At 36.8% G+C, this 25478-nt stretch carries 24 protein-coding genes; 19 read left to right on the top strand and 5 right to left on the bottom strand.

Annotated elements, in window-relative coordinates:
- The 6 genes from V7150_RS15515 to V7150_RS15540 form a co-directional block, all read left to right on the top strand.
- Nucleotides 1–204: IDEAL domain-containing protein (locus tag V7150_RS15515; RefSeq protein WP_335520004.1), on the top strand; the 204-nt coding region annotated here is incomplete at its 5' end.
- 227 nt (nucleotides 205–431) lie between these two features.
- Entirely contained in the window at nucleotides 432–1208 is a 777-nt protein-coding gene (locus V7150_RS15520) for a nucleotidyltransferase domain-containing protein (protein ID WP_335520007.1), read from the top strand.
- Nucleotides 1209–1514: 306 nt separating this feature from the next.
- Nucleotides 1515–2090: a DeoR family transcriptional regulator gene (locus V7150_RS15525; RefSeq protein ID WP_335520161.1), complete on the top strand. Its 576-nt coding sequence runs from the start codon at nucleotides 1515–1517 to the stop codon at nucleotides 2088–2090.
- 29 nt (nucleotides 2091–2119) lie between these two features.
- Nucleotides 2120–3769, top strand: a complete 1650-nt coding sequence (locus tag V7150_RS15530; protein WP_335520010.1) for a copper resistance CopC/CopD family protein — start codon at nucleotides 2120–2122, stop codon at nucleotides 3767–3769.
- A gap of 153 nt (nucleotides 3770–3922) precedes the next feature.
- Nucleotides 3923–4525 carry a YcnI family copper-binding membrane protein gene (locus V7150_RS15535; protein ID WP_420490301.1) on the top strand — a complete coding sequence of 201 codons (603 nt, stop codon included), beginning with the start codon at nucleotides 3923–3925 and terminating at the stop codon, nucleotides 4523–4525.
- Between the two features lie 607 nt (nucleotides 4526–5132).
- On the top strand, nucleotides 5133–5699 hold the full coding sequence (locus V7150_RS15540; protein ID WP_335520015.1) for a hypothetical protein: 567 nt from the start codon (nucleotides 5133–5135) through the stop codon (nucleotides 5697–5699).
- A 228-nt stretch (nucleotides 5700–5927) separates the two neighbouring features.
- Here the strand turns inward: V7150_RS15540 and V7150_RS15545 are convergent, their stop codons facing one another.
- Nucleotides 5928–6578 carry a YczE/YyaS/YitT family protein gene (locus V7150_RS15545; protein WP_335520164.1) on the bottom strand — a complete coding sequence of 217 codons (651 nt, stop codon included), beginning with the start codon at nucleotides 6576–6578 and terminating at the stop codon, nucleotides 5928–5930.
- Nucleotides 6579–6860: 282 nt separating this feature from the next.
- Here V7150_RS15545 and V7150_RS15550 point away from each other — a divergent pair, with 282 nt between their 5' ends.
- From V7150_RS15550 to V7150_RS15585, 8 genes are all read left to right on the top strand, one after another.
- A complete protein-coding gene (locus tag V7150_RS15550; protein WP_335520017.1) occupies nucleotides 6861–7310 on the top strand; it encodes a CoxG family protein in 450 nt (149 codons plus the stop codon).
- 327 nt (nucleotides 7311–7637) lie between these two features.
- The gene (gene ppc / locus V7150_RS15555) at nucleotides 7638–10382 is read left to right on the top strand and encodes a phosphoenolpyruvate carboxylase (RefSeq protein WP_420490300.1); all 2745 of its coding nucleotides are present in this window, start codon (nucleotides 7638–7640) and stop codon (nucleotides 10380–10382) included.
- Between the two features lie 311 nt (nucleotides 10383–10693).
- Nucleotides 10694–13297 carry a bifunctional acetaldehyde-CoA/alcohol dehydrogenase gene (gene adhE, locus V7150_RS15560; RefSeq protein ID WP_335520020.1) on the top strand — a complete coding sequence of 868 codons (2604 nt, stop codon included), beginning with the start codon at nucleotides 10694–10696 and terminating at the stop codon, nucleotides 13295–13297.
- A gap of 411 nt (nucleotides 13298–13708) precedes the next feature.
- Entirely contained in the window at nucleotides 13709–15340 is a 1632-nt protein-coding gene (locus V7150_RS15565) for a long-chain-fatty-acid--CoA ligase (RefSeq protein WP_335520022.1), read from the top strand.
- 123 nt (nucleotides 15341–15463) lie between these two features.
- Nucleotides 15464–15898, top strand: coding sequence for a hypothetical protein (locus V7150_RS15570; RefSeq protein WP_335520025.1), 435 nt, complete (start codon nucleotides 15464–15466; stop codon nucleotides 15896–15898).
- A 27-nt stretch (nucleotides 15899–15925) separates the two neighbouring features.
- On the top strand, nucleotides 15926–16675 hold the full coding sequence (locus V7150_RS15575) for a hypothetical protein (RefSeq protein WP_335520028.1): 750 nt from the start codon (nucleotides 15926–15928) through the stop codon (nucleotides 16673–16675).
- 20 nt (nucleotides 16676–16695) lie between these two features.
- Nucleotides 16696–17451, top strand: a complete 756-nt coding sequence (locus V7150_RS15580; protein WP_335520029.1) for a polyhydroxyalkanoate biosynthesis repressor PhaR — start codon at nucleotides 16696–16698, stop codon at nucleotides 17449–17451.
- 19 nt (nucleotides 17452–17470) lie between these two features.
- Nucleotides 17471–18538 carry an alpha/beta fold hydrolase gene (locus V7150_RS15585; RefSeq protein WP_335520031.1) on the top strand — a complete coding sequence of 356 codons (1068 nt, stop codon included), beginning with the start codon at nucleotides 17471–17473 and terminating at the stop codon, nucleotides 18536–18538.
- An 81-nt stretch (nucleotides 18539–18619) separates the two neighbouring features.
- On the opposite strand, the gene V7150_RS15590 is transcribed toward V7150_RS15585, so the two are convergent.
- Nucleotides 18620–19402, bottom strand: coding sequence for an alpha/beta fold hydrolase (locus V7150_RS15590; protein ID WP_335520034.1), 783 nt, complete (start codon nucleotides 19400–19402; stop codon nucleotides 18620–18622).
- 147 nt (nucleotides 19403–19549) lie between these two features.
- On the opposite strand from V7150_RS15590, the gene phaQ reads away from it, so the two are divergent.
- Together phaQ and V7150_RS15600 are read left to right on the top strand one after the other, a co-directional pair.
- The gene (phaQ, locus tag V7150_RS15595) at nucleotides 19550–19987 is read left to right on the top strand and encodes a poly-beta-hydroxybutyrate-responsive repressor (protein WP_335520037.1); all 438 of its coding nucleotides are present in this window, start codon (nucleotides 19550–19552) and stop codon (nucleotides 19985–19987) included.
- Nucleotides 19968–20564, top strand: a complete 597-nt coding sequence (locus V7150_RS15600; RefSeq protein ID WP_335520040.1) for a hypothetical protein — start codon at nucleotides 19968–19970, stop codon at nucleotides 20562–20564. The genes phaQ and V7150_RS15600 overlap by 20 nt, the downstream gene beginning before the upstream one ends.
- A 172-nt stretch (nucleotides 20565–20736) precedes the next feature.
- On the opposite strand, the gene V7150_RS15605 is transcribed toward V7150_RS15600, so the two are convergent.
- The 3 genes from V7150_RS15605 to V7150_RS15615 are packed head-to-tail and all read right to left on the bottom strand — an operon-like array spanning nucleotide 20737 to nucleotide 22429.
- Nucleotides 20737–21297: a hypothetical protein gene (locus V7150_RS15605; RefSeq protein WP_335520042.1), complete on the bottom strand. Its 561-nt coding sequence runs from the start codon at nucleotides 21295–21297 to the stop codon at nucleotides 20737–20739.
- A 39-nt stretch (nucleotides 21298–21336) separates the two neighbouring features.
- Nucleotides 21337–21777, bottom strand: a complete 441-nt coding sequence (locus tag V7150_RS15610) for a DUF6114 domain-containing protein (protein ID WP_335520044.1) — start codon at nucleotides 21775–21777, stop codon at nucleotides 21337–21339.
- A gap of 37 nt (nucleotides 21778–21814) precedes the next feature.
- Nucleotides 21815–22429, bottom strand: coding sequence for a DUF6230 family protein (locus tag V7150_RS15615; protein ID WP_335520047.1), 615 nt, complete (start codon nucleotides 22427–22429; stop codon nucleotides 21815–21817).
- Nucleotides 22430–22488: 59 nt separating this feature from the next.
- Between V7150_RS15615 and V7150_RS15620 the strand changes: the two genes are divergently transcribed.
- The 3 genes from V7150_RS15620 to V7150_RS15630 all read left to right on the top strand — a co-directional run bounded on the left by V7150_RS15620 (nucleotide 22489) and on the right by V7150_RS15630 (nucleotide 25368).
- Nucleotides 22489–23565: a response regulator transcription factor gene (locus V7150_RS15620; protein WP_335520050.1), complete on the top strand. Its 1077-nt coding sequence runs from the start codon at nucleotides 22489–22491 to the stop codon at nucleotides 23563–23565.
- Nucleotides 23566–23807: 242 nt separating this feature from the next.
- A complete protein-coding gene (locus V7150_RS15625; protein ID WP_335520053.1) occupies nucleotides 23808–24638 on the top strand; it encodes an undecaprenyl-diphosphate phosphatase in 831 nt (276 codons plus the stop codon).
- Between the two features lie 304 nt (nucleotides 24639–24942).
- Nucleotides 24943–25368 carry a CotY/CotZ family spore coat protein gene (locus V7150_RS15630; RefSeq protein WP_335520056.1) on the top strand — a complete coding sequence of 142 codons (426 nt, stop codon included), beginning with the start codon at nucleotides 24943–24945 and terminating at the stop codon, nucleotides 25366–25368.
- Nucleotides 25369–25478: the final 110 nt, after the last annotated feature.

The following is a 25478-nucleotide window of genomic DNA, read 5'->3' on the forward strand; positions in this document are numbered from 1 at the left end:
TTGATTTCCATGGAAAAGAAATTACTTAATTCACCACAACATTCGGATGAGTATACAGATGCTGCAGTTGCTGAGATGTTCCTAAACAATGCCCTGCTTGAATTTAGAAGGGAGAAAATCTGTAAGGAAATCGACCAAACATTACAGGATGGGAACAAGGAATTATTCCTTAAACTAACTGAGGAATTAAAGAAAATTTCGTAAGTCAATTACTAAGAAACCTACTTCTACTAAAAAAGAATCCCCAATCCATAGGACTGGGGATTCTTGGCCGTTTCAGCTGAAAGAGGAAAATAAAGAAAACGCAAGAAGAAAATTAGAAAATCCATATTTTAACCAATGGTTTTAGGCACCATTACATGCTAATTGTCATAAAGTGTTGCTTTTATCTACGATATTTTTAGGCAGTTAGTGTAGAAGGAGTGGTTTAGTTGAAAGAAAAAATTCTCGGAGAAATTAAACGAATTGAAGAACAATATGAAGTGAAGGTTTGTTATGCAGTAGAGTCCGGGAGCAGGGCGTGGGGTTTTCCTTCCAAGGACAGTGATTATGATGTCAGATTTATTTATGTTCATAAAAAAAATTGGTATTTGTCGATTGACCAAAAACGAGATGTCATCGAGCTTCCAATTAATGAACTCCTCGATATTAATGGCTGGGACTTGCGCAAAGCACTAAGACTTTTCAAAAAGTCAAATCCCCCATTAATGGAATGGCTTCATTCGGGAATTGTTTATTATCAAGCATATACTCTAGTGGACAAAATGAAGGCAATTCAAGAGAAAGTATTTTTACCGCAATCTGCACTATATCATTATTTAAATATGGCGAAAGGGAATTTTCGTGATTATCTCCATCGGGATCAAGTGAAAATTAAGAAATACTTTTATGTCCTACGCCCAATTTTAGCATGTATCTGGATTGAAAAGCATAATACCGTTCCCCCGATTGAATTTCAAATTTTGGTTGAAGAACTCCTCGATGAGGGACAACTTAAGCATGAAATCCTTACATTGTTAGAAAGGAAAATTAGAGGTGATGAGTTAAACCTCGAACCAAAGGTCACTGTTATTAATGACTTTATAGAAAGAGAAATTAATCGCTTAGAGGAATACACTAAGGCATTGAAAGTTTCGAAAGAAGATATCACACCAATATTGGATCAATTGTTCAGAGAAGTTCTAGAAGAAGTTTGGACAGAATATTAATCTTTAAAAGCCGTTTGGGAACCCCAAGCGGTTTTTTATGTTTATTTGTCCTAAGGCAAGAAAACAGAAATTATGATTTTCTAAATTTTTTTTTGTTTACATAAAAGGAATCTACTGGTAATTTGGATAAAATCCTGTAAGAAAATCTTCGCAGGATGTTAAGGCTTGTTGTTATTTTTATGTTTAAAAATGTGAAAGTTCAACAAATATTCACAGGTTATTCATATAGTCATATTGTTAATGTTGTTAATGTGAATTAAACTTAACCTCATGGGAAAAGGTATTTTGGATGAAGAGGGGATGAATATGTTACCGATTGAACGGAGGCAGCAGTTGTTAAAATGGTTAAGAGAAGAGGGATCTTTAGCAATTACTGAGATTAGCAGACGGTTAAATGTTTCAGAAATGACGGTGTATAGGGATATTAAGCCATTATTAGACGAAAAAGAAATTATCAAAACTTCTGGGGGTATCTCGTTAGCACCTATTTCAAAGATGTCTTCAACTACTTGTACTTATTGCTTAAAGGAATTAAATAGCCGTCACCCCGTTCAAATTATTACCAATGATTTAAAAGTGGAGCAATTATGTTGTCCACATTGTGGTTTATTAAGGTACAAGGATATCGAAAAAGATGTTTCACAAATTATCTGCCGAGATTTTCTTCAGAATTCTACTATTAGTGCTAAAATGGCCTATTATCTAATGGGCACCGATTTCAATTTGAATTGCTGCCAGCCGCAAGTATTAACCTTTGAATCTATAAAGCAAGCGGAACAATTTCAGAAGGGCTTTGGCGGAGTTGTGATCCGCTTTGAAGAGGCAATGGATGAAATTCAAAAAAGAATGAATGGAGCTGGAGGATGTTCTTGTAAAAAATAAAAAATTCTACCCTTTAGGGGAGTGATTGATTGAATGTAAAAATGAAATTCAGCATGTTCATGGTTCTTTTTACTCTTTTCCTATTTTTATTTCCGTCTATTTTTTCGGCTCATGCTTATATTAAAAAGTCGACTCCTTTAGAAAATGAGACTGTTGAAAAGTCACCAAACGAGGTAATGATTCAATTTGATGAATCGATCCAGCCGGCATTTAATTCGATAAAGGTTTTTGATTCGGAAGGGAACAGGGTCGATAAAAAAAATGGGAGGGTTGATCCAAAACAACCATCAATTCTAAAGAGCGGATTGAAGGAGAACCTACCAGATGGTAAGTACCGAATAAAATGGAAGGTTGTTTCAAGTGACGGCCATCCTGTTGAGGGAGTCATCCCCTTTCAAATTGGAACTGAAGATCAAGGGACAGCTGTAATACATAAAGAAACAAAAGGCTATACCCCGAAAGCGGATCTTATTATCATCCGTTGGCTGCAATATCTCAGTAATGCCTGCTTTGTTGGGATCCTGTTTTTTTACTTGGTTGTTTTGCCAAAAGGATTTCGACAAAATGGTGTAGCCGATAAGATTTTCTATAGATTGTTATGTACGAGTTTTGTACTCTTATTCCTTAGTATCCTGTTAAATTTGCCATTACAAACAACGATTGAATCTGGTTTCCCATGGAGTGAAGTGTTTAGCTTTCAATTATTTGAAAATATTTTAAAAAACACGACATTTGGTCAAACATGGATTTACCAGGCTGCAATCCTTTTGGCGCTTGCCCTAATAACTTTCTTTATCCAGATGGCTAAGAGCACAAAAAGGGTCATTCTATGGGCCTGTTTTGGTTTAGGTACAGCATTACTACTGACAAAGGCGATAACAAGCCACGCTGCAGCCCAAACTAACCAATTTTTAACGATATCAATGGATTTTCTTCATTTGCTTGCTGCTTCGATTTGGATAGGTAGTTTAATTGGCTTTACAGCGCTATTACCATGGCGGAAAAGCGCAGAAATGAAGCAAGATTATTTACAAATGTTAAAACGTTTTTCAAAATGGGGCATCATCCTTGTTATTCTGTTAACTTTCACTGGAGTGTTTGGCAGTCTATTATATCTTCCAAACCTTTCATCCCTTGTTCAAACGAACTATGGAAAGGTGTTAACTGGTAAAGTTATATTGTTCCTGTTAATGATCATACTTGCTGCAGTAAATTTTATGAACGGAAAAAGAAAAAAGGAAAGGGGACTAGCAGCTACATTATGGGGCGAACTTTCCATTGGTGTGATCATCCTAATACTTTCAGTTGTTCTAACCAATTTACCAACAGCAATGCAATCTCCAGGACCATTTAAGGAATCAAATGTAGTAAATCAAGGCAATCAAGTGACATTAAGAGTAACCCCTAATATAATTGGAGAAAATTTATTTGAAGTTACGCTAAAAGACCAGCAAGGGAAGCCAATAAATGATATTGAGCAATTAAACTTAACCTTCACCATGCTTGACATGGATATGGGAAAAGAAACAGTTAATCTAAATAAAGTTTCCGAAGGCAAGTATGAAGTAAAGGGTTTGCATTTCATAATGACAGGAGACTGGAACGTACATGTTCACGTTTTGACAAAGTCTTTAGAAAGTATCGATACCGATTTTAGCGTATTAGTTGGAAGCCAATAAAGTGAAACTTCAATTAGTGGTTTTTTAAATCCCCTACAGTCAGTCTTGTAAGGGGTTCCTACTGCCCGTTAATGCAGGATAAAAAAACATTCGAGGAGAATCCCAATGAAAAAAATAATGTTAAATATTTCAAAAATAATTATTCCAGCAGTTATGAGTCTATTTTTCTTTTCAACTGCTGCCAGTGCGCATGTGACAGTAATCCCAAAAACATCCGCAACCGGTGCCTGGGAAACATATACGTTAAAGGTTCCTGTTGAAAAAGATGTGGCAACGACAAAAGTTACCGTTAAAGTTCCCGATGGAGTAGAGATTATGTCCTATCAACCAGTTCCTGGTTGGGAGTATTCTGTAGAAAAAGAAGCAAATGGAAATGTAAAAACCTTTACATTTGAAGCAACTGGGGAGGGAATCCAAGTCGGGCAATTTCAACAATTTGTGTTTGTAGCAAAAAATCCTGATAAGGCAACAAAAGCTGCATGGGATGCATTTCAGTATTACAAAGATGGCAGTATCGTAGAGTGGACTGGCGATGAAGGTTCTGATTCTCCGCATTCCATAACGGATATTGTGACGGCAACCTCGACCGATCATCATGATACTACAGTGACAGAACATGCTGAAAAAACAGATAAGGTGCAAACAACTAAGGCTGAGAAAGAGGATGAAACATCAGATTATCTTCCACTTATTTTATCTAGTGCAGCAGCATTACTCTCTCTTGCAGCACTTATTCTCGCATTACGTAAAAAATAACCAAATCCCGATTCTGAAAACAGGAGAAGCCTTGTGCATCTCCTGTTTTTTTATAGATAAGATAATTCGACTTTGAGATTTATCCAGCACAAGCACCTCTATACGGGTGCTTGTGCTTTTATAATAAGTTTTACTTATGTCTAGTTATAAAAATCTTGTTATTATCCTTATTGATATTCTTATTTCTAAGGTTGGTGTAAACAATATTTTTCTGATATTTGTGCTTATCATCTTTGTATGCTTTTTTACCTTAAAAGAGTTACAGAAAGTTCACGTACCAAAATTAGCCTAACTGTATCCATTATTTGATGGTCTTTTTTTGTATAGAAGGAAAAAATATTAAATTTTTCCTCATATTTACTCCCAATCTAATAAAATTAAAACTATAATAAGATAAACAGTTAATTATAAATCAGGAAAAAATAGGTTTTTGTTGTTGGCAAATTACATTAAGCAATAATCTAGGCCCCAGGTCTTAGACGAAAATAAAACTTGAGATTGTTCCCTATTTATGCTTTGCCAATTAGACTTATTTATAGGGAAGATCAGCTTTCGTAAGAAATTTACTTTCTCCTCCCAAAACTGAGCTTTACAGGAGGTTTTTATAATGAATAGAAAAATATACGTACTTCTAACAGACACTGGCACTATTTTTACAAAAATAATCAAGCTATTTACAAAGAAACCCCATAACCATGCTTCCATTGTGATTGATGACCACTTTAACAAGGTTTATAGTTTTGGCAGAAGAAATCCGAGGAATCCTTTTGTAGCAGGATTCGTACAGGAGAACATTCGCGGTGGTTTATTTAGGAATGCTGATTGTGCCATTTATTGTGTTACCATCACTGAAAAACAATTTCAAAAGATCATCGCAAAAATAAGGGAAATGGAAGAACATAAGAATAAATACAGATACAATCTCATCGGGTTGATTGCTGTGATGCTAAACTTGGAAATTAATAGAGAGAATGCCTACTTTTGCTCCCACTTTGTAGCAGCTCTCTTAGAAGAATCAGGTATTCCAATAAAAAGACAAAAACCTCTTTCCCTAGTAACACCTCAGGATATAAAGGAATCGGCATCTCTTGAATTAATATACGAAGGGAAGCTGTCATCCTATGTTCAAAATTATTACCACGAATATTGTACTGATAGAGTGAAAGTAATTTAGAGTTAATATTAGGGGGAACTATGTGGGGAATAAGATACTTTACTACTTAGATCATTTACGAGTGGTGTTAACTGACTTTGTAGTCCAAGCTTATATTTACATAAAGTTTATCTATCTCTTTTATTAAAATTCCTCATTGTCGGTGTGACGGAACCCCCAATTGGATTTGTCGAATTGGGGGGGGAAAAGGTCATATCAAAATAAGCCCTCTCAATAGTTGAGGGCCTTCTAATGATTATAAAGCGATTCCTTCTTGTGTCTGGCTTTTTTTCTTTTTGAAGTTTCCACTAATCCCTTAAATACCTTTAAAGAGCTGTGAAAAACGGGACTTTGTATAAACGTATAAAGGAAAGTGGCGATAAACACCGGGCCGCCTAATAAAAACCCAATGATTAAGACGAGGCTTTCAACTATCATACGCGCTTGGCTTACCGATAACCTAGTTTTATCAGAGATAGAAAGCATAAAGCCATCTCGTGGTCCGGCACCTATCCCTGCTGCCACATACATTCCACCGCCGATTCCTGTAATAATAACGCCAGAAAGGAGAATAAGATAATCAAGCCATGTATTCGTTGCCTTTGGAAGAATATCTAACCAGAGAAAAAAGTCCATGATGGGCCCAATACAAAGGGCATTTAAAATAGTACCTATGCTAATATAGCTTGGGGCAACAAACAAGGAAATGATGATTAGGACGAGCCCACATACCACACCCCATGTTCCAATGGTTAAACCAAAATGCTGATAAAGTGCCACATTTAGAACTTCCCATGGATGCAGCCCAATATATTTAACTTTAACGGCGACGGCATTGCCCAGCCCAAAAAAGGTTAACCCCAAAAAGAATAAAAAATACTGAAAGAGTTTCAACTCCAGTAACCCCCATTGACCCTGTTAATTTTTCTGAATATTAAAACCTATCTCCATATCTTAAATTGCGTTGTTCTTTTTTTCAATAGTAAATTTGAATTATGGTCAGATATGATAAAACTTTAAATGGACTTAGCCTAAAAGGGTCGATCATTTTATCCATTTTCTTCAGCAATTATGTTAAAGAAGATATGTTTCTTCTACAAACCAATGATTTAGCATATAGTTAAAAAAAGACCTTCAAACCTCGAAGGTCTTTTACTTTGACAATGAAAGAGGGATACAACAATGCCAAGTGAAATACAACATGTAGAGGTAGATATCCCGATTGAGGTGATTTGGGACTTTATTAGGGACGAAAATAATTGGGCGCCGCTTGTCCCAGGTTATATTCAACATGAAAAAATAAATGACCGGCAAATCAGCTGGGAATTTAAGAGCGACCTTGGAATTATAAAAAAAAAGGTCACACTTTTAATTGATATTAAGGAGTGGAATGAGCCAAGTAAGGTATGCTTTGAATTAAAACGCAAGAACGAAAAGTATATTGGTGAAGGGTATTTTGAAGCTAGAGCACTTAATAAAAATAGAACTCGGGTGTCGGGCTTTCTAGAAATCAATGCAACAGGTCCAATAGGGACGTTAGCAAATTCGCTTTTTAAAAAAGCAATCCAAATAACGGATGAAGAAGTGGCTATAGCTATCTCTTCAAAGTTGGATGAGTTTAAAAATAAATAAAAATTCAAAGCTGCAACCCTAGTTAAACCGAGGGTTGCGTTTTTTTTCTATTATTATGAAAAATTATATCTGTTGTCGTATCAACAGCGATGATACCGAAAATATATGTATTGGTATATGACAGAACGGAATAACATAGCAACTTAAAACAATTTTGCAGATGAAAACCAGTCGCTTTGTAGGTTTTTTATTTTTTTTTTCAGTATTAAGTGATAAAGTAAGTTAAATACTGCACAAGATGCGTTAAGATATGTTATATTTATATATAAAAATTTAGCGAATCTTTTGAATTTTAGGAAGGTGATTAATTTGGTAGCAGAATTGAAAGTGAATGACAGCAGTCTTCCATTGCGTCGGGATGTAAAATTACTTGGTAAAATGCTAGGAGAAATCCTTGTTAATCATGGTGGCGAAGAACTTTTTGAAAAAGTTGAAAAAATAAGACTAATGTGCAAAACACTTAGGACTCAATTTGACCAAGAGATATATAATGCCTTAAAAGACGAGATTGCCGGCTTAAGCTCGCCAATGCGGAAACAAGTCATTAGGGCATTTTCAATGTACTTCCATTTGATCAATGCGGCAGAGCAGAACCACCGAATTCGGAGGCGCAGACAGTATCGGCTTCAAGACGACAACATCGTTCAACCAGCCTCGATTGAGAGTGCAATTTTAAAACTTAAAGAAAACGAGATTAATGACGAGATTATTCAAAATGCACTGAATACTTTGTCGCTTGAACTAGTCATAACCGCCCATCCTACTGAGGCGACAAAACGCTCGATCCTTGATATTCAGCAGCGAATTGCAGCTTTATTAAAACAACTCGATCATCCGTTACTTTCGAATAGAGAGCAAAAAAAGCTAGAAGAGAGCTTGTTTAACGAAGTTGCTATATTATGGCAAACAGATGAATTGCGTGAGCATAAGCCAACCGTTTTAGATGAGGTTCGTAATGGATTGTATTATTTTGATCAGACTCTTTTTGAGGTGCTTCCTGAAATTCATCAGGAGGTTGCAGAGTGTCTTGAAAAATATTATTCGAACACTTCTTGGGAGGTTCCAAATTTCCTTCGTTTTGGCTCATGGATTGGCGGTGACCGAGATGGAAACCCAAATGTTACCCACGAAGTAACGTGGGAGACATTAGAAAGACAGCGAAGGCTTGTCTTAAAAAAGTATAAAAATGTTTTAGTTGATTTAATGAAACGGTATAGCCATTCTACGAAAAGAGTTAAGGTCAGTGATGAGCTTCTGACATTCCTTAGGGAAAAAGAGGATTTATTTTTAACGGAAGAGAAAAAATGGCCTATAAAAACTGAAGCATACCGTCGTGTTTTTGCACTTATTATTGAAAGAATACGGCAAGTCGGTAAATCAGACTTAGGTTATCAGGCAGCGGATGAATTTTTAGCCGATCTATTCATGATTAACAACAGCTTAAAACAGCATCATCCAGCGGCACATGAATTAGAAATTATTCAAAAGCTGATCCGGCAAGTTCAGTTGTTTGGCTTTCATTTAGCTACACTTGATATCCGAAACCATAGCGGTGAGCATGAGGCAGCCATTACAGAAATTTTGCGCAAAGTCCGGATTACTGAAAATTATGCAACGCTTTCTGAAGAGGAAAAGGTGAAAATATTACAAAATATCCTCATGGATCCGCGCCCGCTTCTTTTATTAAATGAAGATTATTCAGCTGAAACACAGGAAATGATTAAAGTGTTCCAAATGATTAAAGCTGCTCATGAGGAGTTTGGAAAGCGATCGATTAGTGTTTACCTTGTCAGCATGACAAAATCACCGAGTGACTTGTTAGAGGTTTTGGTTTTAGCAAAAGAAGCAGGTATCTACCGACTCCATGCAGATGGAGCGTTAGAAAGTCATTTACATGTGGCACCCTTACTGGAGACAATTGATGATTTATCGGCAGGTCCAGCCATCATGGAAACTCTTTTCAAAATGCCTGTTTACCGGAATCATTTGCAAATCATGGGTAACCACCAGGAAATAATGCTTGGGTACTCAGATGGCAGCAAAGACGGTGGAACGTTAACGGCCAACTGGAAGCTGTATAAAGCGCAAATTGAAATTCATGACATGGCAAAAAGGTATCAGATAGGCCTTAAATTTTTCCATGGACGAGGGGGCTCGTTAGGACGAGGCGGCGGTCCACTAAATAAAAGTATCCTTTCTCAACCGGCGGAAACAATTGGAGATGGTGTCAAAATTACCGAACAGGGTGAGGTTTTATCTTCACGGTACCTGCTAGAGGATATTGCTTATCGAAGTTTGGAACAGGCGACCTCCACCTTACTTCTTGCTGCAGCAAATGTCTCCAATGAAGCTGAGCGAGGGCATTTACGTAAACAGGTATGGGAAGAAGCCATTGAGGAAATTTCTAGTTTCGCCCTTACTAAATACCAATTACTTGTTTTCGGAGATCCTGATTTTCTCACCTATTTTAATGAAGCTACACCATTAAAAGAACTTGGCGATCTTAACATCGGTTCAAGGCCGATGAGCCGTAAAAATAGAGGAAGATTTGAGGACTTAAGGGCCATTCCATGGGTGTTTGCTTGGACACAAAGCCGCCAGCTGCTTCCTGCATGGTATGCTGCAGGTACTGGTTTAGACAGCTATGCGGCAAAAAGTGAGCAAAATTTTCAGCTTCTACAGCAAATGTATGAAAAGTGGCCGTTCTTTCAATCAACCATAGATAATCTTCACATGGCTTTGATGAAGGCTGATATTACAACGGCGAAAGAATATTTATTGCTGGTTGAAGATAAAACAATTGCCGAAAGGATCTTTGCCAATATTCTTGAAGAGTATGAAAAAACAAAAGCAATTCTTCTCAAAATTACCGGTGATAAAGAGTTGCTCGATCACACTCCAAACATTAAAGATTCAGTATACAGGCGAAATCCATACGTGGATCCGTTAAACTTTTTACAGGTGGATCTTATTAAAGAATTACGGAAACAGGATGGGGCGAATGAAGAACTCTTAACGGAAGTTCTCCTCACCATTAGTGGTATTTCTGCAGGATTACGGAATACTGGTTGATATAGTACTAAAAAGCGATAAACTCTTACAAAAGAGATTTATCGCTTTTTTTTATAAAATTGACAGCGTTCGATGTTGACTAGCTTAACCTACAATGGTTTATGTGAATTTCGAACTTTTTGTGAATTATTAATAAATGAATGGCTATTCATTCATTTTTAAGCAAAGTTCGACATTATTCGATTTAACCAACATGATATATTTTAGCAAGTAGATAAATAAAGGAGTGAATTTAAAAAGGTTATCACTGCTGGAAGAAGTCTAATTCGTATTAATATGCGAAAGATTATTGATTCTGGAGGGGATTATTAATGGCTATAAAAGAAAAAGTGGTGCAAGAAAAGCATTTAGTTCCAGCGATGATTGACGCGTTAGCCAATAACGCTGAAAAGGCACTTGGAGATTTTCGCTGCTTCAATCAAGATATGGTTGACGAAATTGTGAAGCAGATGGCTCTTAAAGCGCTTGAAAATCATAAGCATTTAGCAAAATTAGCAGTAGAAGAAACAAAAAGAGGGGTATACGAAGATAAGGTTTTCAAAAATATGTTTGCTACTGAGTGTATCTATAACAACATTAGAGATATGAAAACGGTTGGCGTAATAAGTGAAAATGAAAATGAGGGTATAGTTGAGATGGCCGAACCAGTCGGTGTTATTGCTGGAATTATTCCAATTACAAATCCTACATCAACTATTATCTTTAAATCGTTAATTTCACTTAAAACAAGAAATCCAATTATCTTTGCATTTCCTCGTTATGCTCAAAAATGCTGCACAATAACAGCCGAGCTGCTAAGGGAAGCAGCAATTAAGGCTGGCGCTCCTGAGAATTGCATCCAGTGGATTGAAATTCCTTCTCATGAAGCCTTTCAATCATTGATGAAACATCCAAAAATTTCACTCGTCCTTGCAACAGGCGGACCTAACCTAGTAAAAGCTGCCTACAGTTCAGGAAAGCCAGCAATTGGTGTGGGTGCTGGAAATGTTCCTTGTTATATAGAAAAATCAGCCGATATCAAACGGGCTGTCAATGATCTTATCTTATCGAAAACTTTTGACAATGGTATGATCTGTGCTTCTGAACAGGCTCTCATTATAGACAAAGAAATTTATGATGAAGTAAGGCAGGAATTGATAACGAACAATTGTTATTTCCTAAATGATGAAGAACGACAAATGGTTGAGCGGATTACTATAGATCCAAAACACACCGCCATTAATCCGATGATTGTTGGATTGCCAGCTTATTTGATTGCAAAAATGGCAGGAATAAATGTTCCTGTAAATACTAAAATCCTTATTGCAGAATTAGACGGTGTAGGTCCGAAATATCCCCTCTCCTGTGAAAAATTAAGTCCGCTTTTAGCCTGTTATAAGGTTAATAGTTTTGCCGAAGGTTTACTAATTGCTGAGGAAACACTGGAATACGGCGGACTTGGGCACTCCGCAGCGATCCATACAGCTGACCAAAATTTAGTAGATATATTCGCACTTCGCATGAAAGCAGGCAGAATTATAGTCAATACTCCATCAACCCATGGAGCAATTGGGGATATTTATAATACATCATTACCGTCCTTAACAATCGGATGCGGGACGTATGGAGGGAATTCTGTGTCACAGAATGTGGGGGCAGCCAACTTAATAAATATCAAAAAAGTTGCAAAAAGGAGAAATATGACGCAATGGTTTAAGGTACCGTCACAGATTTTCTTTGAGCAAAATTCTATCCAAATGCTTTCTCAAGTTCCAGGCATATCGAAAGCGTTTATTGTTACAAGCGGAAGCTCAATTAAAAATGGCTATGTGGACAAAGTCCTCTATTATCTTAAAAGGAATGGTAATAATATTTTTTTTGAGACTTTTTCAGACATTGAACCTGAGCCAAGCATTGAAACTGTCATGAATGGCGCCGAAAGAATGAAAAAGTTCCAGCCGGATTGCATCATTGCCCTTGGCGGTGGTTCCGTAATGGATGCAGCAAAAGCGATGTGGCTATTCTACGAGCATCCTGAAACTGATTTTCTTAGTTTAACGCAAAAATTCTTTGATCCGACTAAGAGAGTAGTGAAATTTCCAGCACTTCACGGAAAAGCAAAATTTGTAGCGATACCAACCACATCAGGGACAGGTTCAGAGGTAACGGCTTTCTCAGTAATAACAGATAAAAAGACCAATTTGAAATACCCGCTGGCAGATTTCCAACTGACACCCGACATTGCGATTGTTGATCCACAGTTTGTCATGACTGTTCCGAAGCATGTTACCGCTGACACTGGAATGGATGTACTGACACATGCGATAGAGGCATATGTATCGGTTTTGGCTAATGATTATACGGACGGACTGGCCCTAAAAGCCATTCAGCTTGTATTTGAATATTTACCAAGGGCTTACCGGGACGGCAGCGATGAACTAGCCCGCGAAAAAATGCACAATGCGTCGACTATTGCAGGAATGGCCTTCGCAAACTCATTCTTAGGAATCAATCATAGCCTTGCCCATGTACTAGGTGCCGAGTTTGTTATTCCACACGGACGAGCAAATGCCATCCTTTTACCGCACGTAATTCGTTATAATGCGGCAAAACCTAATAAATTCATGACATATCCTAAATACGAACATTTTATTGCGGATGTGCGTTATGCGGAAATTGCTAAAATGCTAGGGCTCCCAGCAAGCTCAACTGAGGAGGGTATCCAAAGCTTAATTAAGGCAATTATTGCCCTAGCAGGAGAAGTGAATATTCCAATGAGTATCGAAGCAAACGGTGTTAACAAAGAAGAATTTGAGAGGAAAGTGGTCGAACTTGCTGAACATGCCTTTGACGATCAAGATACCATTGTAAATCCAAAACAACCATTTATTAGCGAACTGGTTGAAATCTATCGTCAAGCATATTTGGGTGTATAAGATCGCTTTAAAAAATAAAAATTCAGACTCAGTTCCCTGGGACTAATTCACAATAGTTAACAATGTAAGTGATTAATTTAGATTAATAATCTTTTTTTGCAATAACTATTTGTTGATTAAAACGATAGTGGAATAATCGAATCTTTTGTGAACAAACTAGGGTAATTTGTAAAAATTCATTGGAATTTCCACGAACCTTGTTATTTTTTGTTGTTATTTGACATAATGTTCTCCTTCTTAAACTTAATATTATGAAAATTGATGAAGTATGTCGAAATCGTCGCATTTACAAAAATCTTTTTTAAAACAATAATTTAAGTGGTTACAACTTCTTCCAAGTTTAATATTGTGAAAGATTTCACTTTTACATATTTTATTGAATTTGGAAGGGAAAATAAGGAGGGGAAAAATGTGGTTTATCAAAAAAAGCCATGGTTAAAGTTTTATGATCCTAGAATTAGTAAGGATGTATCAATTGAGTACGATTCTTTATTTGACCTATTAAAGCAGGCAGCAAATATTCATAATGACAAGCCCGCACTAACGTTTTTTGGGAAATCATGGAGCTACAAAGAAGCTAAAATGATATCTGAATGGCTTGCAGCTTCATTATTTCGGATAGGACTTAAAAAGGGAGATCGAATGGCAATCATGCTGCCTAACTGCCCTCACTATATTTTAAGTTTATTTGCTGCATTCCGATTGGGTGGTATTACGGTTCAAGTAAATCCAATGTACGTGGAAAGAGAAATTGAATATGTTCTTAATGATTCCGGGGCAGAATACATGGTTGTATTTGAAGCCCTTTATCCTAGAGTAAAGCAGGTACGGCCAAAAACCTCGTTGAAAAAGATCATTGTTGTTGGTTTTAATGGTAACAGAATTCAATTAGATGATGGGGATCTATATTTTGAAGACTTCCTTACCCATGACAATGTGATTCCTGACATTCCAATTGACATATATGAGGATGTAGCAATTTTACAATACACTGGCGGAACAACAGGATTATCGAAAGGGGTTATGCTTACCCATCATAATCTATTGGCCAACATTATTCAGGTATGTGATTTTACTTATAATGCAGTCGATGAGAAACCAGAAAATTTTAAAATCGTTAGTGTCCTGCCAATGTTTCATGTTTATGGACTCTCCTGTAATGCACTATCGGGGATAAGAATCGGCTGTAACCAGCTCATCTTGCCTCGGTTTGATGTGAATGAGGTATTAGATCTTATTAAACGAGAGAAGCCATTTCAAATGACGGCTGTGCCGACCATGATATTCGCATTGAATAGTCATCCACATTTAGAGGATAGCAGCATTGGTGATATTTTTTATTTGAATAGCGGAGGTGCTCCGCTCCCTGTTGAACAGGTTAAAGCGTTTGAAAAAAGAGTAGGGACAAGATTATCAGACGGTTACGGACTTTCAGAAACTGCTCCGTCTGCGATTTCCACCCCGCCATTCCTGCCTCGTAAATTGGGAAGTGTTGGTATCCCACTACCGGGAACAGAGGCAAGGATCGTTCAAGAAACTCCATCAGGCATTGTGGATGTTTCTGTTGGTGAAGCCGGAGAATTAATCCTCCGTGGGCCACAAGTAATGAAAGGATATTGGAAACGTCCTGGAGATACAGAGATGGTGTTGAAAGATGGCTGGCTATTCACTGGTGATATCGCCAAAATGGATGATGATGGATATTTTTATATATTGGATCGTAAGAATGATGTTATTATTGCCAGCGGCTACAATGTATACCCTCGTGAGATTGAAGAAGTGCTGTACCAGCATGAAGCGGTGGAGGAAGCTATTGTTATTGGGATTCCAGACACATACCGCGGGGAAACAGTTAAGGCTTTTGTTAAGCTAAAACCAGGTGAAGCTACAACACCGGAAAAACTAATTGAATTTGCAAAAGTGAATCTTGCGCCATATAAGGTGCCAAAAGAAATTGAGATACTTGATGAGCTTCCAAAGTCGTCTGTCGGAAAACTCTTAAGAAGAATGTTACGTAAACAGCAAGAAAAAACTCAGGTATAAAACAAACCTCTAGAATAAGCACTATCGCTTACAACTATTCTCCACAGAACTACCTCATAGAAAATCACCACTATTAAATACTAGCTTTAAAAAAAGAAGTATCTTCTATTTGGATTTTCATCATTGCAAAATAATGTTTATCTTCTGCCAATAATGGAGGATTATATGCAATTATCATCCGACCAAGATCTAAGAAAACTTTACAAAAAAATAGAAGACGACATTAATCGTAAAATATTCTCTCAAACGAATTCGTTATCATTTATCAAGATGACTGGTACAGCTATTGAGGAACACTTAAATCATTTAGTGGGTGCTAGAGAACTTACGAAACAATGGCTCGATTGTAATGGTCTTCCTACAAGGGATGACATTGCCGACATAGCGAAAAAAATAATAGAGAATGAGGATCGTCTAGATCGCTTGGATGATGCCTTTTATGCGGTATTGATGAATATCAAAGCAAGCCGCAGACAAATGGCAGTACTGGCCTTGGATTTAGATGAAATTTCAGGGTCATTCCCCCCTGAAGTAGATATAAAACTGGCTGAAAGATAAAAATTTCTTTAAAAGGATGCGAGTAAAATGGTTGGAAAAAAGGAAAATGAAAAAGATGTAGTGAAAGAGACGAACACCAAAAAAAGAGTACTAGAGGTTGAAACACCACAAGAAACTGAAGTAAAACCTAAGGGAGAAACAATGGAGAATAAGGTAGAAGAGTCAGTGCTTGAGTCAAAACCAGCAGTTGAGAAAGCTGCGGAAAAAGAAGAAAACGAGGAACAGCTTTCAAGCTTAGATTTACTTTGGAGACACGCGTTTGGTGAGTTAGACGAATGGGCGAAGCGATCTGATTTTCGTGATGAGGTTTTCTTGAAAGAGGCAAAGCTTTTTGCTGAAAGTGTTCAGCGTAATCAAGGAAACTCGATTGAAATAGCTGCACAATTTTACCAAGAATTTTCTTCCTGGGAAAAGACGGCTAGAGAAGAATTTTTAATGTCAACTACTAGTCTGCAGCACTTTTTCCCGCTTAAGTCCTATGAAGATATAAATGCGCAGATTGATCAAATTCGAGAGAGAACAATGACGATTCTTGCAACCCCTTGTCAAATGATAGCAAGCAATCTGTCAATGAATAAATATCTTGAAATGATTGATCAATATATTTCTATTCGTAAGAAAGGCAGGGAGCAGTATATTAATACTGTTAAGCAAGCAGGAAACTTAATTTATGAAAATCAGAAGGGCTTTGTAAATCTTTTTGCCAGACAAATTAAAACAGTAATGTTTCCATTAAATAAATACTTGGAAAAAACTGAAGAAATTATAAAATCATAATACTTAAGGGGCGAAGCGGGATGACTAAAGATAAAAATGATCCATTTGAAGGGTTCAAGCTAATTAGTGAAATATGGGAAAAACAACTAAATGGTCTGTTATACATGATGACTGACAACAATGAGTTCGTCCGGCTCTTAAAGGTTGGTACAGAAAGCCATTCACGTTACATGGAACTTTTAAGAAAAAACCAGGAGCTTATGGCAGGTGTAATGAATATGCCAACGAAAAAGGATGTTGCTAATGTAGCAAAGCTTTCTGTCCAGACTGAAGAAAAGATTGATATTTTAGAAGAACAAATTTGGAATTTACAGGACAGTATAGGTTTATTAAATAAAGAAAATCTAGAGATGTTCCAAGAAGTGGTGAATGTCGTCAAGCAGATGAAGATTGAATTACAAAAAATGGCCTTAGAAATTGCCGAAACAAAAAAAATTCAGGCAGAGCTTAGAGAACTTCGCCAAGGACTTGTAGATATTAAGATTATTCAGATCAATTTACAGGAATTACGGAAGGAAATTGAGGATCTAAAGGGCATTAAGGCAGAGCTAAAGGGGGTGAATGATGCTGCAGACACGACAGCCATTCAAACGGATTTACAAGAATTAATGCAAGAGGTTGCCCAATTAACAGATATAAAAGCTGAAATTGCTACATTGAAAAATCTTTTCCAAAAAGGGAAGGCAAAAGATAAAGATAAAGATAAAGATAAAGTGAAGGAAAAAGAAAAAGAAAAAGAGCTAGTCCTAACTGGTGCTGGCGCTTCCAAATCATAATGAAAGGAGCTTGGAGAATATGAGTGCAAAAGCATCAGTTACGAACTTTATTCCACTCCTTGACATAGAAAAGGAAAAAGCAAGGTGGAATCAAGTTTATAAAGTATTAACGGAACCAAAGCCGGACATTGTGCCGACACCTAGAGAAATTATTTGGAAAAAGAATAAATCAACCTTATATTATCACCCTGCAAAAGAAAAAAAATATCAAGTTCCATTGTTCTTGGTCTATTCACTTCTGAATAAACCATATATTTTAGACATTGGAGAAGGCAGCAGTGTCGTAGGTGGTCTTACAGAACGCGGATATGATGTTTACTTCCTTGACTGGGGATCCCCCGGATATGAAGATTGTGATATTACCTTGGATAATTATATCTTGGATTATTTAGAAAAAGCTGTTAAACGGGCATTACGTCATTCGGGAGCAAAGGAAATTTCGATGGTAGGATATTGTTTGGGAGGGACGATTTCAGCCATCTTTACTTCCATAACTAAACTACCGATAAAAAATTTAATCCTTGCTGCAGTACCGATTGATTTTAGTGTCGGTATTGTTCCAGATAAGTGGTTAAAAGGGCTTCAAAAAGGGCTCATTAACTTTGATCGCTTATCCGATATTTATGGTGTCATTCCTTCTGAATATATGTATCTTATGTTTAGAGGCCTTTCACCAGTCTATATGAGTCCATGGATCAACTTAATCACCCGCGCCCATGATGAGGACTATGTTGAAAAATGGCGAAGGATGGACAAATGGACAAAAGACACTGCATCATTTGCAGGGGCAGCATTTAAACAGTTACTTAATGATTTGTATAAAGATAACAAGCTCTTAAAGGGAGAGCTTTGGATTGGGGACAGGAAAGTAGATTTAAAGAATATTACGTGCCCTGTTTTTGTTTTCTCAACTTCAAGGGACACGCTAGTATTGGAGAAGCAAAGTCTTCCGGTAATGGATCTGATATCTAGTGAAGATAAAACCTATGAGGTATTTGAATGCGGACATGTTTCATTAGCACTTACGGGTAGGTTTGCAATTTTTGCTGACAAGTGGCTTTCGACACGTTCAAATAAAATTCAATAATCAATTGTATAATAAAAAGTAAGAGGAGTTAATAATTAACGGGAAGATGGGTGGGGGCCTTTCTTTCCCGTTAATCATGAATTATACAGCAGTTTTTTGCTGATTGAGGAATCTTCGTAGGAGATGGTTAAACCGGTCTTTTGCTTCCAGTTTGGCAAGGTGACCGGTATTCCTCATAATAATAAATTCAGATTGTGGAATTAGTTTGTGCATGCATGCCTGAATCCAGACAGGTAAGACAGAGTCATACTGTCCGCCAATAATAAGGGTTGGAACATTTATCTTTGGTAATAAATTCCGGTTATTGACTTCAAGACACATTTTCAAGGATTCAAGGAAAATTTGATGTTTTGGGCGAAAATAATGACAGAAAGTTTCCATCATATCTTTATTCCAGGAGTATAATGCCATACGTGCGATGAATTCTGCTTCGTTCCCTGCTGAAGTAACGGCTTCAAACTTTGCTTTTCGATTTTTAAAAAATAATCCCTTAAGCTTTTTAGGGAAAAAGTGGAATGTACTAACTAACATGAGTGAGCGGCAGAGGTCGGGAGCCTGACGGAAGATTTCTTGTGCAACGGCTCCACCCATTGACAGACCAAGAATGTGAGCGCTTTCAATTTTTAACTCTTTTAATAAACCAATCAAGTCAGAGGCAAAGTTCTGAATAGAAATACCATCCGTTTTTAAACACTCCCCATGACCGCGTAAATCAGGAATGATCAACTCAAATTGATCAGCTAATTCAAATTGGTTTTGCCATCCTTCTTTGACTTCACCTAAGCCATGAATTAGTACCAATGGTTCCCCTTCACCAAAATGCAAGTAAGGCACTCCTAATTTGCTAATTTTAGCTTTTTCCATTTTACACCACCTTTCCATTTTTTTTAGTTTATAACCAAGTTCACTAAATTGTAAACATTTAAATACTAAATTTATATATATTTATTTTACATATTGACAAAATATTACTTATAAGTGTAAAATACATGTAGGTGAGGTGATAAAGATATGGTAAACCAAGACAAACAATCAGTTAATCCATCAAAAAATTTTGTGCTGCCATTTATTTTATTGCTTCTTAGCAAATTTTCTCTTCACGGGTATGAACTTATCCAAAAGCTGGAGACATTCGGATTTAAGACCCTTGATCAAGGGAACTTGTACAGGATGCTGCGACAACTTGAAAAGGATGAACTTGTTTCATCAGAATGGGATACAACAGGAAGCGGGCCGGCCAAAAGAAGATATTCTATTACAAAAGCTGGTATTACATACTTAAAAGGCTATGCTAATCAACTAGAAACCTATCAATCAATCTTAGATCAATTCTTTAAGATGTATTCTAGTTTTCTTGAGCTCTATATTCCTTCATTTCAGAAGAGGGATCCAATAGAGAAAGTAAATAATAGTAGGAGGAGGAAGAACGATGGCACAGAAGAAAAGTGAAACGGTTGTGCCTGGTGATGAAAAAGTCATTCCATCACCAGAGGAGTCGAAAGCCGTAGGTTCATTTGTTACCACATTTTGGGATCAGTATGAGCAATCTCGTGAACGTGCAGAGCATATTCGGGAAAACCGAGAGGATGCTTATATTAATGCATTAAGGGAGGTCATCAAGTTCAATAAACAATACCGTAAATCCATTACAAAATTGTACGAGCAAACGAAAAAAACAAACAAGGAAATGGTATCTGAACTGGTGCATCAATTTAACGCAGGTAAAGAAGATGTGAAAGAAGATGTTCAGGCTCATGATCGTGAAGAACTAAAGAACCAATTGAAAGAAGTTTCAGGACAATTGGAGAAACTAGCTCTTACTCCAATCATATCTATCTTCCACATTGTCGATCAATTAGAAGATAATTTTGAGAAAAATGCAGAATCAAGTGTAGACTATGCGCGTGATCGCAGAAAGGCATGGCTTCAGGTTCGAAAGGAATATGTTAAGAAAGCAAGAAATACTCATCTAAACCTTGTAGAACGCGGTAAGAATAGTTTAAAAGAACTAGTAAAAATCCAGTAACCATAATAAATTCATAAGGGGAATTAACAGCATTGATTAACATAACCATCCTTTATAAAAGATAGAACCACAATCTCTATTAAAAATATGAGGCTGTGGTTTTTTATTTATTATCATTTCGATAAATTTTGTAATTACAGAAGAAGCGATGCATCAATGGCATCGCTTCTTCTTATTGTGGAGTCCTATTTAGTAACTTTTCTAAAACTGCTTTCATATAAACAAGTTCTTCCTTGCTTTTCGGTTCCATTTCAACCTGGCCGCCTTCATTAAAACTTAAACTAAAAAAGGGTAGTTTTGAGCTAACTGTTGTTACACTGTGGGTCAAAAGTTTTACGTTTTTTAGCCCGATGTTGCCTTTAGAAGGTATATAATTCTCACCAAATTCTGCGTTCGTAACCTTTAAGCTTAGGTTATTGAAAAGAACGGAATCTTTAGAAGTCATATCCAGTGTGATTATTCCATTTGAAGTTTTGACTAATTTTTTAATAATAAGACCATCTGCTGAAAGATTTTCAAACGTTAATTCAAGCATGGGCATGTCTTTTTGTTCGGATGTATCTCCTACTATCATTTCAGGGGGGTGTAATGTCCCTTCCATTTGCGCAGTTTCAATTATGAAGCCAATAATGGTCTGGTTACTTGCAGAGCTATACTTTGTAGGAACGATCAGGGCACAAATAGTAAGAAATACAATGACTACGAACTTATAAGTATTATTTTTTTGTTTCAATGCTATCACCATTTCTACGAATACTATATGCACTTTAATTTATTCTGGTAGAACTTCCTTTCCGGAAGCAACTTCTTTTTCGGCAGTATGATCTCCATTAGATTGTACTTGTGACACATTGTCCGCAATCACAGGTTTCCATGCTATCAGCATCGAACCGCCTATAATCCCAAGAATGGTTCCAATAAGGAATCCGCCTAACGCTCCCATAATTGATAGAACTGATGCAAAAATAGCTAAAATACCAAGCAAGGTCGAAAGTCTTGGCATGATATAGGACAGCACGCCCATTAACAATGTAAGGCCACCTAAAAAGAAGCCTACAAATAACATATTTCCCGGGGTAGCAGCAAGTTCATAGAGTTGTGCTGGTACGTATAAAATGATTAGTCCTGAAAAGATACACAAGGTCGCCCCCAAAAATGGGCGCCTTGCTCTCCAATTCTTGAACCGCTTACGTTTTGAATAAGTAGAATTCATTTTTATCATCCTTACTCAATTTTCTATGATTGTTGGTTTATTTGCTGTCTGGGATTTCAAAGTAAACTTTCATATTTGATAAAGTTACCCTATCCTGCCAGAGATATAATGTTTGCAATTCACCGTTTGTAATGGTGATTGTGTCGGCACCTTGTGTGAATTCTTTTGCAACCTTTTCTAATGGATTTTCAATATTTCCAACGAAGTTTTCTTTCATTTCCATGTTAGTAAATACTGCATCACCACTAACTACAGTTGCTTTTTGTGTTAGTCCATCAATTTTTACCGGATTCTTTTCATCTTTCGACTCAATGACAACTCTAATAGTACCAAGACCTGGGATTGTAATTTTTTTCGAAATTTCCAGGCCATAAATAGTAGCTTCTTTAATTATGTTTACTGCAACCGGGTTATTTTGCCTTGTTCCGCCATCTGCAAGCCCACCTAAAAGCTGGAAGTCCTTGCCTATCATTTTGTCAAATTTAACTGTGAATTCTCCAACACCGCTTAATGGAACTGCAGCCGCCACACCAGTAACTCCAAACAGCCCAAGAAGAGAGCCCAGAAAGATAAATCCACCTAATAATGCAACTACTAGCCGTTTCTTGACTGTTTGCCCCCCAATAATTACGGTTTCTGCAGCTAAATTCATTCTCATTCCTCCCTTTTTTGTTTTAAAAAGCGAAAGCATTTCTTGAAATAAGTAAACGCTTGCGCTATTCGTCACAATTTTATGATAAATTAGCCGAATTAGAAATCCCTACATTTGTAGGTGGTTTTTTCTACTTTAAAACTGAGAAGACAGGACAAGATATTTATCAGATGTTAAATGGAATTCAGGAGGAATGGTTTGCGTATTTTCACCGGCGTCCCGAACCAGAAGCGTTGATCTTCCATCTTAATTTATTGGAAAACGCTGCCCATAAGGTTTTAAAATCAAGGATCGCTTACTCATCTAAGCTACATCCTTCTGTCCATTATTTATTTTCGAAAATAAGTGAAGTAATGCTTTTTCAAACAGAAAAAGAGAATTATAGTATTTGGAAGGATGCGGTTATCTTATTTAATGAGTGGCTTATCCGCTCGCAAAATTTTAAGGAGTCGGTCGAGAATATTTGCTTTGGTTTTGGCTATATTCTTCCCTTTGAACGGTGCGCCCTTTTTAAGTTTACTAATAAGGAAAGTGTAGGGGTTGGCTTATTTGGACATCATTTAAATACAGAAGAGATTCAAGCAATTGCAGAAAAAATTACCAATATCCCTGTGTTGAATGAAAGCCTTGTCAAATTAAAATCACAAGGACATGAAATGAAAAATTTTCAGCCTATTTATATACCCTTTGCGGAACATGATCTTCCAAAAAAGTATGTGAAAAAATTTGAACTTACATCATTAATTAATGTTCCCATCTATGTTCCAGAGGAAGGGAAAATAATTGGTGGGGTCGTTTTAGATCAAGGCCCAGGTAAGCATTTTATTATTGATACAAGTCTATTTCCTGCGCTGATGAAATTTGGGCAAAGCTCAGGAGAATTGCTGTCAAAGTTTATCAAAGCAGATATTAAAAAGCAAGATTTGCCAGAAGGTGATTCTATTTCATTGTCACCTAGGGAAACAGAAATTATTAAGCTATTAGCGGATGGTGCTTCAACTGCAGAGGCGGCATTTAAGCTTTATTTAAGTGAATTTACGGTAAGAGACTATATATCAAATATCATGAGAAGACTTAATGCGCAAAATAGGACTGAAGTAGCTGTTAAAGCAATTCGAATGGGAATAATCGACTGAAACAATCGTGAAGAGGTTTATTTTATTTCGTAAATGTGGCATTATTAATTGGCTGCATTTTATTTTTTTGCGTGTTTGAGAAATAATATCTGAAACTTTGACGATATAATTGCGTTTTACTAGGTGTTAGCTTAAATTACAATAATATGAAAAAATTAATTTTGCCAGTCAAGTTTGCTTGTGAGAAAATAGGATAGTTATTTACTTGTTCTGACGCAAATAAAGTTAGGAGATATGACTACATGGATTTACTTATGATAATTAAAGCGATTATTTTAGGTTTAGTAGAAGGTTTGACAGAGTTTGCACCAGTGTCATCAACTGGACATATGATTATTGTCGATGATATGTGGCTTCAATCTGAAAAGTTTTTAACAATGCATGGAGCCAACACCTTTAAAGTGGTCATTCAGCTTGGTTCAATTCTCGCTGTTGTCGTTACTTTTAAAGATCGATTTATCGATTTGTTAAGTTTAGGGCGCCTTAATAAGGATAAAGTGGGCAGTGGGGGCCGTCTTAAATTAACACAGGTTATTGTTGGTTTGATTCCTGCAGGTGTGCTTGGAGTACTTTTTAATGATTATATTGATGATCACTTATTTTCCACGGCTACTGTTCTAATTGGATTAGTGGTAGGCGCTTTGTTAATGATTGTTGCAGATTTCTTTGGCCCAAAAAATCCAAAAACGCAAACAGTTGATCAGATTTCATACGGACAAGCATTAGCGGTTGGTCTTTTTCAATGTTTTTCACTGTGGCCTGGGTTTTCACGTTCTGGTTCGACCATATCAGGCGGGGTACTGATGGGGATGAGCCATCGTGCTGCCGCTGACTTTACCTTCATCATGGCGGTACCGATTATGGCCGGGGCTAGTTTTCTTTCATTATTAAAAAACTGGGAATATATGACGATGGATGCATTGCCAATATTTATTGCAGGATTTATTAGCGCCTTTATTTTTGCATTAATATCCATTCGCTTTTTCTTAAAGCTAATAAATAAAATTAAGCTTTTACCATTTGCAATATATCGAATTGTTTTAGCTTTGGTCATTTATCTTGTTTTCTTTTAAATTTTCTGGGCGGTTCTCTTACAGGGAACTGCCCTATTTATTTTTAATTATTAACTGTCAGCAAAAAGTTGACAGTTTTTTTATATATAAATGGCGGCTACGCCCTTGTACTTGCGTATAGAGCTTGAAAATGGGGGAATGTTCTATGATGTTTGTCCTAATTGGAAGTAAAAGGGTAAATGCCCATTAAACGCTCATTTGGATAAATCCCTCTTTTCAGGGAGAGAGGAGCCTATACCATCTAGTTAGAATAGAATAATTTAAAATAAGGTATGTATTTGAAGGCAATGGAAGGAGGGAAAACATGGATAAGAGTCGATGTGGACAGTGTATTTGTCACGACATGGAACAACTGCTTGATGAGCAGCAGAAGCTAAATTTTGAAGGCTTTCGTTTCATTTGCGATAAATTTGGGTATGACACGATTCCATTTATCCTCTCAAATGGGAAATGTTCATTTGAAACTTTTGGGGTAACGATGTATGGAAAATTCTTCACTACACAAGTTTTTAGGTTAGAAAATCTTGACCCAAGTCATTGTTGTGCAACGCTATCACTTCTAGTGCCAGTAGATATGGATGGCTGCCCGGTGGAGTTATGTAATGATGTGTATTCGCTATTAAAAACTGATAATTGTATGATTGTAGATTTGACCTGCTTTTGTACGATTCAGCCGTTATCCCCCAAATTAGTTAACAGAGAACTGCCCATTATTGAGCCGAAATGTTAAAAAATGGATTAGGGTCTGCTTTATACCAGTTTGATGGGCGGACCCTAATTATTTTTTTTAGAAAGGCTATAAATACATGAATCCTTCCTTCAACACCACACAGTTTTAAA

It is taken from the genome of Neobacillus drentensis (assembly GCF_036965245.1).
In the GTDB taxonomy this organism is placed as follows: Bacteria; Bacillota; Bacilli; order Bacillales; family Cytobacillaceae; genus Neobacillus; species Neobacillus drentensis_G.

Bases quoted from the DNA above. Each gene is read 5' to 3' on its own strand.
- V7150_RS15590 (WP_335520034.1), bottom strand. From the start codon at position 19,402: ATGGAAAAAGCTAAAATTAGCAAATTAGGAGTGCCTTACTTGCATTTT.
- V7150_RS15550 (WP_335520017.1), top strand. From the start codon at position 6,861: ATGCCAAGTGAAATACAACATGTAGAGGTAGATATCCCGATTGAGGTG.
- V7150_RS15610 (WP_335520044.1), bottom strand. From the start codon at position 21,777: ATGAATTCTACTTATTCAAAACGTAAGCGGTTCAAGAATTGGAGAGCA.
- V7150_RS15600 (WP_335520040.1), top strand. From the start codon at position 19,968: ATGGCACAGAAGAAAAGTGAAACGGTTGTGCCTGGTGATGAAAAAGTC.
- V7150_RS15625 (WP_335520053.1), top strand. From the start codon at position 23,808: ATGGATTTACTTATGATAATTAAAGCGATTATTTTAGGTTTAGTAGAA.
- V7150_RS15525 (WP_335520161.1), top strand. From the start codon at position 1,515: ATGTTACCGATTGAACGGAGGCAGCAGTTGTTAAAATGGTTAAGAGAA.
- V7150_RS15540 (WP_335520015.1), top strand. From the start codon at position 5,133: ATGAATAGAAAAATATACGTACTTCTAACAGACACTGGCACTATTTTT.
- V7150_RS15615 (WP_335520047.1), bottom strand. From the start codon at position 22,429: ATGAATTTAGCTGCAGAAACCGTAATTATTGGGGGGCAAACAGTCAAG.
- V7150_RS15580 (WP_335520029.1), top strand. From the start codon at position 16,696: ATGACTAAAGATAAAAATGATCCATTTGAAGGGTTCAAGCTAATTAGT.
- V7150_RS15630 (WP_335520056.1), top strand. From the start codon at position 24,943: ATGGATAAGAGTCGATGTGGACAGTGTATTTGTCACGACATGGAACAA.
- V7150_RS15535 (WP_420490301.1), top strand. From the start codon at position 3,923: ATGAGTCTATTTTTCTTTTCAACTGCTGCCAGTGCGCATGTGACAGTA.
- V7150_RS15575 (WP_335520028.1), top strand. From the start codon at position 15,926: ATGGTTGGAAAAAAGGAAAATGAAAAAGATGTAGTGAAAGAGACGAAC.
- V7150_RS15585 (WP_335520031.1), top strand. From the start codon at position 17,471: ATGAGTGCAAAAGCATCAGTTACGAACTTTATTCCACTCCTTGACATA.
- phaQ (WP_335520037.1), top strand. From the start codon at position 19,550: ATGGTAAACCAAGACAAACAATCAGTTAATCCATCAAAAAATTTTGTG.
- adhE (WP_335520020.1), top strand. From the start codon at position 10,694: ATGGCTATAAAAGAAAAAGTGGTGCAAGAAAAGCATTTAGTTCCAGCG.